At 60.8% G+C, this 14,497-nt stretch carries 14 protein-coding genes; 9 read left to right on the forward strand and 5 right to left on the reverse strand.

All coding sequences use genetic code 11. The features are described from left to right. Window positions 1–2: 2 nt before the first annotated feature. Window positions 3–1,178 (reverse strand): GGDEF domain-containing protein, encoded by a 1,176-nt coding sequence (locus AB4N64_RS06240; protein WP_460122995.1) that lies wholly within the window; start codon window positions 1,176–1,178, stop codon window positions 3–5. 163 nt (window positions 1,179–1,341) lie between these two features. Here AB4N64_RS06240 and AB4N64_RS06245 point away from each other — a divergent pair, with 163 nt between their 5' ends. Both AB4N64_RS06245 and AB4N64_RS06250 read left to right on the forward strand, forming a co-directional pair. Next, window positions 1,342–1,821: a VOC family protein gene (locus AB4N64_RS06245; RefSeq protein ID WP_460122997.1), complete on the forward strand. Its 480-nt coding sequence runs from the start codon at window positions 1,342–1,344 to the stop codon at window positions 1,819–1,821. A 191-nt stretch (window positions 1,822–2,012) separates the two neighbouring features. Continuing rightward, on the forward strand, window positions 2,013–4,919 hold the full coding sequence (locus tag AB4N64_RS06250) for a sensor domain-containing phosphodiesterase (protein ID WP_460122999.1): 2,907 nt from the start codon (window positions 2,013–2,015) through the stop codon (window positions 4,917–4,919). Window positions 4,920–5,070: 151 nt separating this feature from the next. On the opposite strand, the gene yghU is transcribed toward AB4N64_RS06250, so the two are convergent. Both yghU and AB4N64_RS06260 read right to left on the reverse strand, forming a co-directional pair. Then, window positions 5,071–5,910, reverse strand: a complete 840-nt coding sequence (gene yghU / locus AB4N64_RS06255) for a glutathione-dependent disulfide-bond oxidoreductase (RefSeq protein WP_460123002.1) — start codon at window positions 5,908–5,910, stop codon at window positions 5,071–5,073. A 121-nt stretch (window positions 5,911–6,031) separates the two neighbouring features. Then, window positions 6,032–6,886, reverse strand: coding sequence for a hypothetical protein (locus tag AB4N64_RS06260; RefSeq protein ID WP_460123004.1), 855 nt, complete (start codon window positions 6,884–6,886; stop codon window positions 6,032–6,034). Window positions 6,887–7,189: 303 nt separating this feature from the next. Between AB4N64_RS06260 and AB4N64_RS06265 the strand changes: the two genes are divergently transcribed. Next, window positions 7,190–7,450 carry a ParD-like family protein gene (locus tag AB4N64_RS06265; RefSeq protein WP_460123007.1) on the forward strand — a complete coding sequence of 87 codons (261 nt, stop codon included), beginning with the start codon at window positions 7,190–7,192 and terminating at the stop codon, window positions 7,448–7,450. Further along, window positions 7,447–8,235 (forward strand): type I methionyl aminopeptidase, encoded by a 789-nt coding sequence (gene map, locus AB4N64_RS06270; RefSeq protein WP_460123010.1) that lies wholly within the window; start codon window positions 7,447–7,449, stop codon window positions 8,233–8,235. Before AB4N64_RS06265 ends, map begins: the two co-directional genes overlap by 4 nt. Here the strand turns inward: map and AB4N64_RS06275 are convergent. Continuing rightward, window positions 8,228–9,067: a helix-turn-helix transcriptional regulator gene (locus tag AB4N64_RS06275; RefSeq protein ID WP_460123013.1), complete on the reverse strand. Its 840-nt coding sequence runs from the start codon at window positions 9,065–9,067 to the stop codon at window positions 8,228–8,230. The two genes, map and AB4N64_RS06275, sit on opposite strands and share 8 nt — an antisense overlap. 71 nt (window positions 9,068–9,138) lie before the next feature. Here AB4N64_RS06275 and AB4N64_RS06280 point away from each other — a divergent pair, with 71 nt between their 5' ends. The 3 genes from AB4N64_RS06280 to AB4N64_RS06290 all read left to right on the forward strand — a co-directional run bounded on the left by AB4N64_RS06280 (window position 9,139) and on the right by AB4N64_RS06290 (window position 11,804). Beyond that, complete coding sequence (locus AB4N64_RS06280) at window positions 9,139–10,095, forward strand: threonine dehydratase (RefSeq protein ID WP_460123016.1); 957 nt, start codon at window positions 9,139–9,141, stop codon at window positions 10,093–10,095. Between the two features lie 87 nt (window positions 10,096–10,182). Then, on the forward strand, window positions 10,183–11,310 hold the full coding sequence (locus AB4N64_RS06285) for a saccharopine dehydrogenase family protein (protein ID WP_460123019.1): 1,128 nt from the start codon (window positions 10,183–10,185) through the stop codon (window positions 11,308–11,310). A 2-nt stretch (window positions 11,311–11,312) separates the two neighbouring features. Beyond that, window positions 11,313–11,804: a DUF2269 family protein gene (locus AB4N64_RS06290; protein WP_460123022.1), complete on the forward strand. Its 492-nt coding sequence runs from the start codon at window positions 11,313–11,315 to the stop codon at window positions 11,802–11,804. Between the two features lie 11 nt (window positions 11,805–11,815). Here AB4N64_RS06290 and AB4N64_RS06295 read toward each other — a convergent pair whose 3' ends face one another. After that, window positions 11,816–12,151 (reverse strand): hypothetical protein, encoded by a 336-nt coding sequence (locus AB4N64_RS06295; RefSeq protein ID WP_460123025.1) that lies wholly within the window; start codon window positions 12,149–12,151, stop codon window positions 11,816–11,818. 248 nt (window positions 12,152–12,399) lie between these two features. Between AB4N64_RS06295 and AB4N64_RS06300 the strand changes: the two genes are divergently transcribed. Together AB4N64_RS06300 and AB4N64_RS06305 are read left to right on the forward strand one after the other, a co-directional pair. After that, a complete protein-coding gene (locus tag AB4N64_RS06300; protein ID WP_460123028.1) occupies window positions 12,400–13,758 on the forward strand; it encodes an MATE family efflux transporter in 1,359 nt (452 codons plus the stop codon). Between the two features lie 213 nt (window positions 13,759–13,971). Beyond that, complete coding sequence (locus AB4N64_RS06305) at window positions 13,972–14,424, forward strand: Ohr family peroxiredoxin (protein WP_460123031.1); 453 nt, start codon at window positions 13,972–13,974, stop codon at window positions 14,422–14,424. Window positions 14,425–14,497 lie beyond the last annotated feature (73 nt).

A 14,497-nucleotide genomic window follows, 5' to 3' on the forward strand; every position in this document is an offset into this window, starting at 1 on the left:
GATCAGCCGCGTTGCAGTTCGGTACTCGCCAGGGTGCGATCCACCAGACGGATGCTGTCGCGGCCGCCGCGCTTGGACTCGTACAGCGCGGCGTCGCCTTGCTCGATCAGCCCGGCCAAACTGGCCGGCGGTTGGTTGAACAGGTTGGCTCCTATGCTCAGCGTGACCGGCACAGGGGTGACGAAGGCCTCACAGGCTGCCTGCTGAAAACGAGAACGCAGTTGGCTGCCCAACCCCATGATGCGCTCGCTGGAGGCATCCCTGAGCAGGATGACGAACTCGTCACCCCCCAGGCGTGCCGCCAGTGCGCCTTCAGGCAGCACCGAACGGATCATCTCGCTCAGCGAGATCAGCAATCGGTCGCCGGCGGTATGGCCGTAGAGGTCGTTGACCAGTTTGAAGTTGTCGATATCGATCAGCAGCAACGCACCCGGGCGCCTGTTGGAAACGTCAGCCAAGAGCCGTGGCGCCCGTACTTCCAGGGCACGACGGTTGTACAGGGCGGTCAGCGGATCGCGCGCGGCCAGTCGCGCAATACGTTTTTCCCGGCGATAGCGCTCGGTTCCGGTCATCGACAGGGCGATCAGCATGATCGCCATCGCGCCTTCGACCAGCGAAATCTGGATGATTTCGCCACGAAAGGCCGCCAGATCGATCAGGGTGCCGGGAATAATCACCGAGATTGCCTTGGCCGTGTAGAAGAGCCCATGGGTCAGCAGTACAAAACGCAACTGCACCGCGCCGACGCTCAACGACCGGCCATGGGGCCGTAGCAGGAAGCTGGCCCGCAGTGTCGGCAGGGCCACTAACAATGAGTTGGCCACCAGCATGATCTTCGACCACGCCGGCTCGTCGGGCAGCAGCAACATGGCCAGCCAGGCGACGAAAACCAGGAACCAGCCACGGGACAGGCGCACTTCGGTAAACCGTGCGACGCCCAGCAGGAACAAAAAGTGAGCGGTCACCAGCAGGCCATTGGCGAACCAGATGCCGATCAGGAGCAACCCGCTGACGCGCAGCAGGGCGAGGGTCGAGCCCAGGGAGATGGTTGCAAACCCTGCGCTCCAGAACAGCAGAGAAGGTTCACGCACGCTGCGCCATTCGATTGCCAGGTACAAGGCTGCCGCCGCTGCGAGGGCAATCGAGATGGTCAACATCGTTACAGGATCGAGCGCCATAACCTGACTGGTTTACCTGAGTGGGTTGAAAAGCGCGGCGATTGTAAGCGTTTGCCGCTATTTTTCGCAGCGTTGGTCGTCGTGTTGTCGAATGAACCGCATCCCGTTCGACCAAGCATAGCTAGACTCAAGTGTCAGCCCAACACAATTGGAGACTACCGCTATGCTCAGCAAAAACACGATTTGCCTCTGGTACGAAAGGGATGCGCTGGAGGCGGCGACGTTCTACGCCAAAACCTTTGCAGACAGCTCGGTGGAGGCCGTCCATCACGCGCCTGGCGACTATCCGGCGGGCAAGCAGGGTGATGTGCTGACCGTTGAATTCACGGTGATGGGCCTGCCGTGTCTCGGTTTGAACGGTGGTTCCGGAACGCCGCACAACGGCGCATTTTCGTTCCAGGTGGCCACCGACGACCAGACTGAGACGGACCGTTTGTGGAATGCCATTATCGACAATGGCGGTGAAGCCATCGCCTGCGGCTGGTGTCGGGACAAGTGGGGCCTGTCGTGGCAGATCACACCGCGGGTGCTGTCGGCCGCGATCATCGATCCGGACCCCGCTGTGGCCAAGCGTGCGTTTGAAGCCATGATGAAGATGATCAAGATCGACATCGCGGGGATCGAAGCGGCCGTCAAGGGGTGATTTGCGTATTGGACTGGAAGGCTGCCGATAGGGGGGGCATTCACAAATATCGAGTTGGCTATCCTTTGGCGGGTTGCAAAGCGAACAAAACCATTGAAAAAAACGCTGGGAACCTTTAAACGAGAAGCTCACCGGCAATTTTGCTTGCGTCCGGTAAGGGGCTATTGCCAGTTTTGGCTCAGGGAGGGCAGATGAGTTTTCGTCCATTGACCGACTTCCCTCTGCAACCCGATGACAGAGGCGTGGCCGCCTCCGCATTGGAAGGGAATTCGGATACTGTCGGCAGGGCCAGCACCGGTGACGAGGAAACGATCGAGCGTTTGCTGGAATCCGCTCGCCAGTGGGGCCATACCAAAGCGTGGGTCGTTTACCGTGCCGGTGAACAACTGCACCTGATCGGTCAGGGCGATCCCCAGGTTCAGTGGCCATCCAGCGTCGCCAATGAAGACTTCGACAGCTTTTGCCGGGACTGGCGTCTGCAGCGCTGGCCGACCGGTAGAGGTGAAAGCGAACTGGGTTGGCTACTCGCCCCCCTGGACGATGGCGCAGGACCGGCGCTCACCGATTTTGCCCAGCGCCTGGGCATCCGGTTGCAGACCGATACGCTGGCCCGTGCGCAGAATACCCAACGGGTGCTCTACGAAATCACTTACCTGGCCAGTTCGACCCGCGACCGCTCGGTGTTCCTGGTAGGCGTGCATCAACTGCTGGCCGGGCTGATCGATGCCGAGAACTTCTATCTCGCGCTGTATGACTCGCACACTCACAAGATCGACTACCCCTATTACGTCGACATCATCGACGTCGATGCCCTGGAGTCCGAGAACTACGAATACCTCGACCCTTCGCATCTGTCCTTGACCGGCCAGGTGTTGACCTCCGGCCAGCCGCTGCTGATCGACGCCGCGGGCATTCTCGCGGCCCAGGCAGAAGGGCGTTTCTACTGCGTGGGTGATCGTCCCGAATACTGGATGGGGGCGCCGTTGAAGAATGCCTCTGACGAGGTATTCGGCATGCTTGCCATGCAGGTCTACGACGTTTCCCGGACCTACAGCGCCGAGGATCGCGCCTTGTTCCTGGTCGTGGCCCGCCATGTGGCGATGGCGCTGGACCGGCTGCTGCACCGCGAGGATCTGGAGCAGACGGTCATGCGTCGTACCCTGGAGCTTTCAGCGGTCAACGATGCCTTGCGCCAGGAAGTGTCGGACCGCGAACGCGCCGAGCATTTGCAGAGTGCGTTGTTCCAGATTGCCGAGCTGTCGAGCCAGCCCGGTGACATGACCGAATTTTTCCAGACCCTGCACGGCATCGTCGGCGATCTGCTGTTCGCCGAGAACTTCTACATCGCACTGTTCGATGACGCGACCTCGGAGGTGACCTTTCCGTACTACGTCGATGAGCGCCAGAAGACCTGCCCGTTGCCAAGACGCGGGAACCGGGGCTTGACCGAGTACGTGATTCGCCAGCGTCGGCCGTGCCTGATCGACTTCGACGATGCCGATCGATTGGCATCGCGCGGTGAAATCGAAATCGATGAATCGGTTCGGTCCTGTTCGTGGCTGGGCATTCCGTTGTTTGATGGTGATGGGGTGCGTGGCGTGCTGGCGGTGCAGAGCTATACCTCGGCTGTGCGCTATACCCAACGTGATCAGGAATTACTGACGTTCGTGTCGCGACACATCGACACCGCGTTGTCGCGGCGCACCGCCGCCGAAGCGATCCATGCCGCCAATCTCAAGCTCGAGGCCCGGGTACTGAACCGCACCCGCGAACTCGACCACGCCAATGCCAAGCTGCTTCACGAAAACTCCCACGATGCGCTCACGGGGCTGCCTAATCGCACTTACCTGCAACAACGCCTGAACCTCGCCTGGATGCGGTTCGACCGCGAGGGCGGACATCTGGCGGTGATGTTCATCGACCTCGACCGTTTCAAGATGGTCAACGACAGCCTCGGCCACCATTTTGGCGATCTGCTGCTGATGCAGGCCGCCCACCGCTTGCGCGGCTGCCTGCGCGAGGCCGACATGCTGGCCCGCCTGGGCGGTGACGAATTTGCAGTGCTTGCACCCGAAGCGCCGATGGAGGTTGTCACCGAGATCGCCGAACGTATCCTGCTGGCGTTCGACCGGCCGTTCTTCATCAATGGCCATGAAGTGTTTTCCTCCTGCAGCATCGGCATTGTCAGCGCCGACAGTCAGTTTCATCTCGAGCCGGCTGACCTGTTGCGCGATGCCGACGCGGCGATGTACCGGGTCAAGAGTGCCGGGCGTGACAGTTACGCGGTGTTCAACCAGGAGGTGCGCCGTGAGGTCTCCGATCAGATGGAGCGAGAAGGGGCCTTGCGCAATGCGCTCAAGCGCACCGACGAGCTGCTGCCGTACTTCCAGCCCATTGTCAGCGTCGAAACTGGCGAACTGTTGGCTCTCGAGGCGTTGATCCGCTGGCGCCAACCGAATGGTCGCGTGATCGCACCGGGTGAGTTTCTGCCGGAGGTCGAGGGCCTGCGCCTGATCGGCCGCCTGGACCTGTACATGCTCACCAGCGTCGCCGTGATCCTCTCCCAGCCCGAGCACGCCCATTGGCCGCCAGTGCATGTCAATTGCTCCAGCTACAGCATGACCCGCCCGGATTTCGCCAGGGATGTACTGGTCCTGTTGGGCCAACACGGGGTCGAGCCGTCGCGTATCTGCCTGGAGTTGACCGAAGGCGCACTGGTGGCCGAGCCGGCCATGGCCCGGTTGACCATGCAGCAGTTGGCCGATAATGGGATGTCGGTGGTGCTCGATGACTTCGGCGCCGGGTTCTCATCCCTGAGCTATGTGCATCAATACCGTTTCAGTGGTTTGAAAATCGACAAGTCGTTCATCCTCGAACTGACCACCAGCGCACGCAGTCGCGCCATCGTCCGTGCGATCGTGCGCATGGCTGAGTCGCTGGACCTGAGCGTGGTGGCCGAAGGGGTCGAGGATGAAGAAACGCTGGTCCTGTTGCGCGAGATGGGGGCAGGGCAGGCCCAGGGGTATTACTTCTCCAGGCCGATGGGGCTCCAGGCGCTGATGGCAACTGCGTGGCTGGGCGGCACTCAGCCTCTGTAGGGGCGGGCTGCCAGATGCCCCGTGTCATCGTTGACGACCATCGCGAGTGAACTCGCTCCTACAGGGGGCTGCGGTGAGTTGGGAGGATCCACTGTGGGAGCGAGCCTGCTCGCGATGGTTTCAAGTGACCTCCACAGCTAAAGACCTACCCTCAATCCAGATCCGCTGCGTCATGACGCTCCGGCACCTGGCTTGCTTCATCGCCCCAGGTCCGGTTGACCCGCTGTCCACGAATCACCGCCGGCCGCTGGGCGATCTCTTCAGCCCAACGCTGCACGTGCGTGTATTCGTGGGCGGAAAGAAACTCGGCCGCCGAGTACACATTGTTGCGCACCAGTTGGCCGTACCAGGGCCAGACGGCGATGTCCGCGATGGTGTAGCGGTCGCCGGCCAGGTAGCGGTTTTGCGCCAGGCGCTGGTCGAGCACGTCCAGTTGGCGCTTGGCTTCCATGGTGAAGCGGTTGATCGGGTACTCGAACTTCTCCGGTGCGTAGGCATAGAAATGCCCGAAACCGCCACCCAGGTAGGGGGCCGAGCCCATCTGCCAGAACAGCCAGTTCAGGGTCTCGGTCCGCCCCGCGAGGTCGCTTGGCAGGAACGCGCCGAATTTTTCCGCGAGGTACAACAGGATCGAGCCGGATTCGAATACCCGTACAGCAGGCTCCACGCTGCGGTCCAGCAGCGCCGGAATTTTCGAGTTTGGATTGATTTCGACGAAGCCGCTGGAGAACTGATCGCCCTCGCCAATACGGATCAGCCACGCATCGTATTGCGCGCCGCCATGCCCCAGGGCCAGTAACTCTTCGAGCAGGATGGTGACCTTCACACCATTGGGCGTGGCCAGTGAGTAGAGCTGCAATGGATGATTGCCGACGGGCAAGTCCTTGTCATGGGTGGGACCGGCAGTCGGCCGATTGATGCTGGCGAACTGGCCGCCAGACGGCGCTTCGTATTTCCAGACCTGGGGCGGAACGTAGGGTGCTTTGCTCATGAAAAGTCCTCATCGTTAGCGAGCCACAATGGACAACGTTGAGGGGGCATCATGACACACTGCATTGGGATGGAACGCAGCCGATTACCGGGTCTGCGTCCCGTACGGCGGGACCGAGGCGTCAGGCATTGCGCGATTCGAGGCCCTTCAGTATCTGCGCCGAAGGATCACCGTAGCGTGATTGGCTGGACTTCTCGTCGTCAGACTGCGTCACGGCGCCTGAAAGAATTTCCGCGAGGTTGGGGAAGTGGCCGGTTTTTTTCTTGTCGGGGTCAAGCTCCGAACCCTGGCTCTGGTTCAGTGCGGCTTCCAGGGACAAGCGTTGCGACAGCCATTCGGGCTTGGCCTTTTCTTCCGGGCTCATGTTGTTCATGAAATCCAGTGCTGCTTTTGCCCGGCCATAGGGATCGTTGGCAAACGGATCTTTCCAGTTTTTCTCCTGGTCTGCCGGGCCGCTGTAGTAGCCGGTGGCAAGTCGGCCTTGCTGGCGCATCAAGGCTTGCGCCGACGCCTGTTCCTGGGCCGTGAACAGCCCACCTTCATTGCTGGCCACTGCATTCAGCGAACGCCGGTCGAGGTCGCCCATCAAGCTGTTGCGGTCTTCATCGCTGCCGGTGTAAGGCTTGTCGCTGGCTTTCATCAGCGCATATTTTTCATCCATGCGCTTGCGTGCATCAGTCGCCACTTCGGCGAAGGTCTTGTCCTTGGAACTGGAGACCGCGCCGGGATTGGCAACGCCCAGGACCAGTGCGTCGGCACTCATGCCTTCGCGGGCAGGAAAGTAGGGTTTGTTGTCAGCAATCGATTTGCTGTAGTCGCTGGACTTGTCCGAAAGCGAGATCGAATCAGTGTTTTGCGCCTTGTCCGCCTGCGTCCTGCTCTGCGGAACACGTCCTTGCGATGCCGTCGCGGACGCGGCGCCGGCGGAAGCGGTGTAGGTAGCCATCGCTTGCGATGACGTTGAACCGATGATCATTGTTCATCCTTGGCGAGAAACTCGCAGCGTAAACAGGGGGCATGTGCACAGCCTCTCACTTAATCATCCTTTGCGAAAGATTGCCATCATCCTAAAGTGTGCCCGGTTTCGAGCGAGAACTATCCACAAAATGAGTGGGTATTCCTGTGGATAATATTCTGAAAACCAGAGCGCACGTGGGCTGTCACGTATTGTTCATTAATTGAGCATGAGCAGCGCGAATCATCAGTGTGACCTGCCATTGTCCTTTTACAGGGCATTCACGTAAGATATGAAACATATACATTTCATATAGTGAAACCCATGGGCATTGTCAAAATCTCTGAAGACCTGCATGAGCACCTGCGCGTGGCGAGTAACGCGCTGAGTCGCTCGATCAACGCTCAGGCCGAACATTGGATGCGCATCGGCATGCTCGCCGAGCTGCACCCCAATCTCGACCACACCGAGATCTGCCGAATGCTGGTACGCGCGGAGCTCGAGGGCGGGCTTGAGCTGAAACGCCTCTGCGGTCTTGCCGACAGTGCCCCCGTGCTTGAGTCCGCAGGCGGCGCACGCAAATGAGGGCGAACGTGCGCATCAACACCCCGGCGGACATTGCCAGGTCCCGCACCGCGGCCATGCTCGCCGCCGAAGTGCTGGCGATGATTGCACCCCATGTGCAGGCCGGCGTCACCACCGAGGAGCTCGACCGCCTTTGTAACGAGTACATCGTCAATGTGCAAAAGGCGATTCCTGGCAACGTCGGTTATCTCGGCTATCCGAAAACGGTGCTGACCTCGATTAACGAAGTGGTCTGCCATGGCCTGCCGTCGGCAACCGTGCTGAAGGACGGCGACATCGTCAACATCGACATCGCGGTGAAAAAAGAGGGCTGGTATGGCGACACCAGTCGCATGTATTTCGTGGGTGAGCCCGCCCCCGAGGCGCGGCACCTGGTCAAGACCACCTATGACGCCCTGTGCGCCGGCATTCGCAGGGTCCGTCCCGGCGCCACCCTTGGCGACATCGGCCACGCCATTCAGGCGCATGCCGAAAACGAGGGCTTTAGCGTCGTGCGCGAGTACTGCGGGCACGGCATCAACAAGGTCTACCACGACGAGCCGCAGGTGCTGCATTACGGCTATCCGGGGCAGGGTCTGACGTTGAAAAGCGGGATGATTTTCACCATCGAACCGATGCTCAACGCCGGCAAGCGCCATGTGCGCACACTGGCGGACGGCTGGACCGTGGTGACCCGGGACAATTCGCTGTCAGCCCAGTGGGAACATATGGTGGCGGTTACGGACCACGGTTTTGAGGTGTTGTCCGCGTGGCCTGACAGCGTCGAGGGCTTTGCCGCTATCTGATCCAGCGGGTCGGGCGTAATTGCGCCGGGCTGACGCCCAGCCGCTGCTTGAACACTGTCGTCATATGCGCCTGGGAATTGAAGCCGCAGGTGAGGGCGATGTCGGCGAGGGTTGCGCTTGAATCGATCAGTCGCGCCCGGGCGGTGGCCAGGCGCCGGTCGATCAGGTAGCTGTGGGGACTTTTTCCCGTGGCCTGCTTGAACGCGCGGATGAAGAAGCCTTCTGACAACTCCAGCAATCGCGCCATCGCCTGCACACTCAGCGGGCCACTCAGGCCTGCGTCGATGAACTCATCGAGCAGACGCAGCCGGCTAGCGGTGATGGAGCTTCGCAGCGGTGCAGCCAGCGCATCCTGCCCCTGCGCCCGCTCCATCAGGGCCAGCGCCCAGGCTTCCCAATCGTCATCCACCGAAGACCGCAACAACGCGATGCGCATGCGCAGCGCCAGCGCGATGGCCTGTGAATCAATGCGATTGTTGAAGGCGTGGTCACCGATCACCTCCAGGCCCTGGGCGTGCATCACCCGCAGGTACTCGCCGCCGCCGGGGGATTCGGAAAGCACGTCACACCCGGCCGGCACGAACGCCAGGCTGTTGGGTGTGGCAACAAAGGGCTGCACGCGGTCGCTGCCGATGGCATGCACGCCTCGCTGGCTGTCGAAGGCAAAGCCAATCGCCGAATGACTGGCGACATAGCGCGCCGAATAGGCCGAGCCGGGCAGCAGTTCTATCGCCCAGGGGCCGGCTTCGACACGGCGGACCGGTTCGACGGCGAGGGTTGGCGGTGGAGGTTTGGGCTGGCTCATTACCGCATAGTAGTGAAGAGACGGCATCAGGTCAGTTTTTTGAAAGCCGACGCAGGGTGCGCCTGCCTAGACTGAGCGAAATTCTCAGGAGGTTGCACATGCACACGCTGACACGCGACGACATCGAACAGGCGGCTCGCTGCGTCTACCAGGTCATGCCCGCCACCGCCCAGTACGCCTGGCCGTTGCTGGCCGAACGGCTGGGCTGCACGGTGTGGGTCAAGCACGAAAACCATACGCCGACCGGCGCCTTCAAGGTGCGCGGCGGCATCACCTTCATGCGCTGGCTCAAACAGGCGCATCCGAACGTGAAGGGCATTGTCTCTGCGACGCGGGGTAACCATGGCCAGAGCGTTGCGCTGGCCGCAGCGGCAGCCGGGCTGCGCGCATTGATCGTGGTGCCTCTGGGCAACTCGGTGGAAAAGAACAACGCCATGCGCGGCTTCGGTGGCGAAGTGGTCGAGTTCGGTCGTGATTTCGATGAAGCCCGGGAAGAGGCCGCACGCCTGGCACAGACGCAAGGCTTGTACCTGGTGCCCCCGTTCCACTTTGAACTGGTCAAGGGCGTGGCCACCTATGCGCTGGAGCTGTTCACCGCGGCGCCGGATCTTCACACCGTCTACGTACCGATTGGCTGCGGCTCGGGGATCTGCGCGGTCATTGCCGCCCGCGATGCGCTGGGCCTGGACACTCAAGTGGTGGGCGTGGTGTCCACCGAAGCCGCCGCAGCGAAGTTATCGTTCGAATCCGGCAGCCTGTGCGAAACCGCCTCGGCCAATACCTTCGCCGACGGCCTGGCCGTGCGCAAACCCATCTCCGAAGCCTTCGAACGTTACCTGGCCGGAGCGGCGCGCATCGTTTCAGTCGACGATGCGGAGATCGCCGAGGCCATGCGCGTTTATTATACCGACACCCACAACCTCGCCGAAGGCGCCGGCGCAGCGGCACTGGCGGCGCTCATGCAGGAGCGCGGAGCGATGGCCGGGAAGAAGGTGGGGGTGATTTTGTCGGGGGGCAATGTGGATCGAACGGTGTATGCGAAGGTGATTGGTTAATCCCCTGGACTTGCCCGTCCCGCCGTTATCCGTAAAGCTCCCCGCCGTGGAAGGCAACTGTCCGACCGTTTTTCAGGGAAGAGATGAATGGCGTTGAGGGTATTGGTGATTGGCGGGTACGGGAATTTTGGCAGTATCGTCTGCCAGCATCTGGTGGTGATGCCGGGCATCGACCTGGTGATCTCGGGCCGTGATCCCCGCAAATTGCAGCGCAAGGTCGATGAGCTCAACGCCCTGTCGGGCAGTACCTGCGAGAGCTGGTGCGGTGATGCGATGGGTACGGCATTCACCGCTGTGCTGCGTTCGCTGAACATTCAACTGGTGGTCCACACCGGTGGCCCTTTCCAGGGCCAATCCTATGCCGTCGCCGAGCACTGTATCGACGCAGGCGTGAATTACTGCGACCTGTCCGATTGCCGAACCTTCGTCAACGGCATCGCTGTGCTCGATGACCGGGCGAAACGGGCGGGCGTGGCCATTCTCAGTGGCTGCAGCTCGGTGCCTACGCTGTCGTCGGCGATCATCGATGAACAGCGCCATCGCTTCAAACGCATCGACAGCATTGAGCACGGCATTTCTTCCTCCGCCAAGATGCCGGGGCTGTCGACCGTCGAAGGTGTGTTCGCCTACGCGGGCAAACCGATCCGCCAGCTCAAGAACGGCCAAGTGCACGAAGTGATCGGCTGGCAAGACCTGACGTTGCGCAAGATGCCCCACCTGGGACATCGGCTGCTGGCCAATGTCGACGTGCCCGACATGGATATATTTGCGGGTCGTTATGGCGCCCACACCCTGAGCTTCAAGGCCGGCTCCGGCCTCAAGCTTGGCGGTGTCGCCAACTGTCTGCTGGCCCAGGCCCTGAAGATGGGGATCGTGCGCGATCATGCTGCGTGGGCCGCCAGGCTGCATCGTTGGGGGTTGTGGTTCGAGCGGCTGGGGGATGGCAAAAGTGCGATGTACATCGACGTTCACGGCATCGGTGCACAAGACCAACCGCTGTCCATGACCGCGCAACTTACGGCACGCAATGACAAGGGGCCACAGATCCCCAGTTGTGCAGCGGTCGCACTGGCGGCGAAAATCGCCCAAGGCTTCACGCCTGCAACCGGAGCCCGGCCGTGCGTGGGTGAAATCAGCGTCGGCGAGTACATGGCCGCCATCAATGACCCGAAGAACCTGAGCCTGTCCGTGCATTTTTCTGACGAGCAGCGCTGATCATGCTCTACCTCAGCCTTAAATACCTGCACATCATTGCCGCCATTTTCCTGTTCGGTTTCGGCATGGGCTCCTACCTGTACCTGATAGCCGCCAGCCGCACGGCCAACCCGCAGGTGATTGCGCACGTGGCCAGGATGGTGGTGCGATTCGACACCTGGATTACTACACCCGCCGGCTTCATCCAGATCATCACCGGCTACGCGTTGATAAAAATCGCCGGTCTGCCCCTGAGCACCGATTGGGTGCTGACCGCGCTGGTCATCTTTCTCTGCGTGGGTTCGCTGTGGCTGCCGGTGCTGGTGCTGCAAAAGCGCTTGGGCCGGATGGCGTCGAGCGCTGCGGCAACGGGCGAAGCGCTGGATGACGGCTACCAAAGCGCGTACCGCCAATGGTTCTGGATGGGCATCGCGGGGTTTGGAGGGATGTTCGTGATTGTGCTGATCATGGTGACGAAGATGACGCCGGGGCAGTTGATCGCGATGGTGGTGTAGGGGGCAGGGCATCAGGTAAAGGTGATCGCCCACGTGATGAACCCGGCAATCCCCGTGGTGCAGGTCAGGGCGACCAGAAACAGGATGTCGATCAGTTTTTCCATGAAGTGATTGCGCTGGAACTGGCGGGTGCGCAGCGACCAATAGGACATGAGCGTGGTGATCAGATACAGGATGGCGTTGATCGCCAGCAGGTCATCGCCAATGGAATCGGCACTTTTCAGGGTGCCGACCACCTGGAAAATCCCGATCACGGTAATACACACGCCTACCATGGCCGCCGAGGCAGTGAAGACATGAACGCAGATGTCTTCGTTGAGCGTGACGGGCGATTTCTTTTCGCTCATGTTGGTGTCCTGACTCTGTAGAAACGGGCTTGCCCGCGAGGGTCGTTAACGATGACGCTGGGCTGTCTGGAGGCCCGCGGTGTCTGGGCCTCCATCGCGAGCATGCTCGTTCCTGCAGATTTCCGTTGGACCTCCATTCACCGTGGAAGGCGTACAAAGGGCCCCATCGGGTTATTTCAAAATATTCATCCTCACCACCGCTATCCTCTAGAATTCGATCCTCGCCGTCTGAGCTGGACTTGCACTTCATGCAAACCGCAATCACCCAACAACCCCTCTGGAAAACCTATCTGTTGTTTCTGGGCCCTATGGTCCTGTCCAATTTTCTCCAGTCCATGACAGGCTCGGTCAACAGCATTTACATTGGCCAGATGCTCGGTACCCAGGCGCTGGCGGCGGTGTCGGGGATGTTTCCCATCGTATTCTTTTTCATCGCCCTGGTCATCGGCCTCGGCGCCGGGGCAGGGGTGTTGATCGGTCAGGCGTGGGGGGCTCGCGAAACCCATCTGGTGAAAACCATCGCGGCCACCACCTTGCTGCTCGGCGCGATCATCGGGTTGTTCGCCGCAGTGCTGGGCACCGTGTTCGCCCGACGCGCATTGCAGGGTTTGGGCACGCCGGCGGATGTGCTCGACGACGCGGTCGCGTATGCCCATGTGATGTTGTGGATCATGCCGTCGCTGCTGGTCTACGTGCTGTTCACCCAATTGCTGCGTGGGGTCAGCGACACGCTGTCGCCGCTGATGGCATTGCTGGTGTCGACGCTGATCGGCCTGGCGCTGACCCCGGCCCTGATTCGCGGCTGGTTCGGCTTGCCGATGCTGGGGATTCAAAGCGCGGCGTATGCCGGGTTGGTCGGTAACCTGGCGGCGATGGGATGGTTGGCGTGGCGGTTGATCCGACGCGACCATCCCTTGGCGCCGGATCGTGAGATGTTCGCGGCGATGCGCCTTGATCGGGAAATCCTCGGCAAGGTGCTGCGCATCGGTTTGCCCACGGGACTTCAGATGGTGGTGTTGTCGCTGTCGGAGTTGGTGATCCTGGCACTGGTCAACCAGCACGGCTCCCAGGCGACGGCGGCCTATGGCGCAGTGACGCAGATCGTCAATTACGTGCAGTTTCCAGCGCTGTCGATTGCCATCACTGCCTCGATCCTCGGTGCACAGGCGATTGGCGCGGGACGGGTGGAGCGCATCGGGCCGATACTGCGCACGGGGTTGTGGATCAACGTCTGCCTGACCGGTGGCCTGGTGCTGCTGGGTTACCTGTTGTCGCACTGGCTGCTCGGCCTGTTCCTCACCGAAGACGCCACCCGCACCATGGCAGAACACTTGCTGCACATCATGCTCTGGAGCCTGTTGGTGTTTGGCTTCCAGGCCATCATCGGCGGCATCATGCGCGCCAGCGGCACGGTGCTGGTACCCATGGGGATCTCGATTATCTGCGTGCTGGGCGTGCAGTTACCGGCTGCCTACGTGCTGGACGGACACTTCGGATTGCCGGGCGTGTGGATGGCGTTCCCGGTGGCTTACCTGGGGATGCTGCTGTTGCAGACGTCGTATTACAAACGGGTGTGGAAGCATCAGAAGATCGAGCGATTGGTGTAGACACCACGAAAACCGCCGAAACGACAATGGGCTGCCCTGGAAGGGGTGGCCCATTTTTTTGTCCGACAGAAAACCAGGCCATACCGTTGGTCGTCTGATCGGCTTACCAGCTATTGACACTGCCGACGGTTACGACGAGTATTAATACATCGCATGCAATTTAGTCGAATACGATAACAACTCAAACCCATTGCATTACAGAGGATTCACCCCATGAGCAAGATCGAAAAAGTGCTGGCCACCGGCAAAACCCACACCACCGCCAGCGCCGCCGGCAACACCTCACGCGGCCACAACGGCACTCTCGACATTACCTTGTCGACGCCGGGCAGCGCCAAACCTGCTCATGTGTTCGCCGCCACCCAGCCACACCCGACTGCCGAGCAACTGTTCGCGGGTGCGTGGTCGGCGTGCTACACCGCAGCGGTCGGACTGGTGGCCAATGACTTGAACGTTGTGTTGCCTGGAGATCTGTCGGTGGACATCGAAGTCGACCTGGGGCAGGGTGGCTCGGAGTACTTCCTTCAAGCGCGATTGACCTTGCGCGTACCGGGCCTGTCGCACGAGGTTGCGACTCGGCTGGCGCATACGGCGGACCAGATCTGCCCGTATTCCAAAGCCACCCGTGGCAACATCGACGTGGAATTGAACGTGCTGACGGCCTGATTTTTCGAGTGTAAAAATCGCATACGACAAAAGCGTATGTGAATAAAGTCGAAAGCATCCGCCGGTTCGATCC

The sequence above is a fragment of the Pseudomonas sp. S2_C03 genome, from assembly GCF_054668405.1.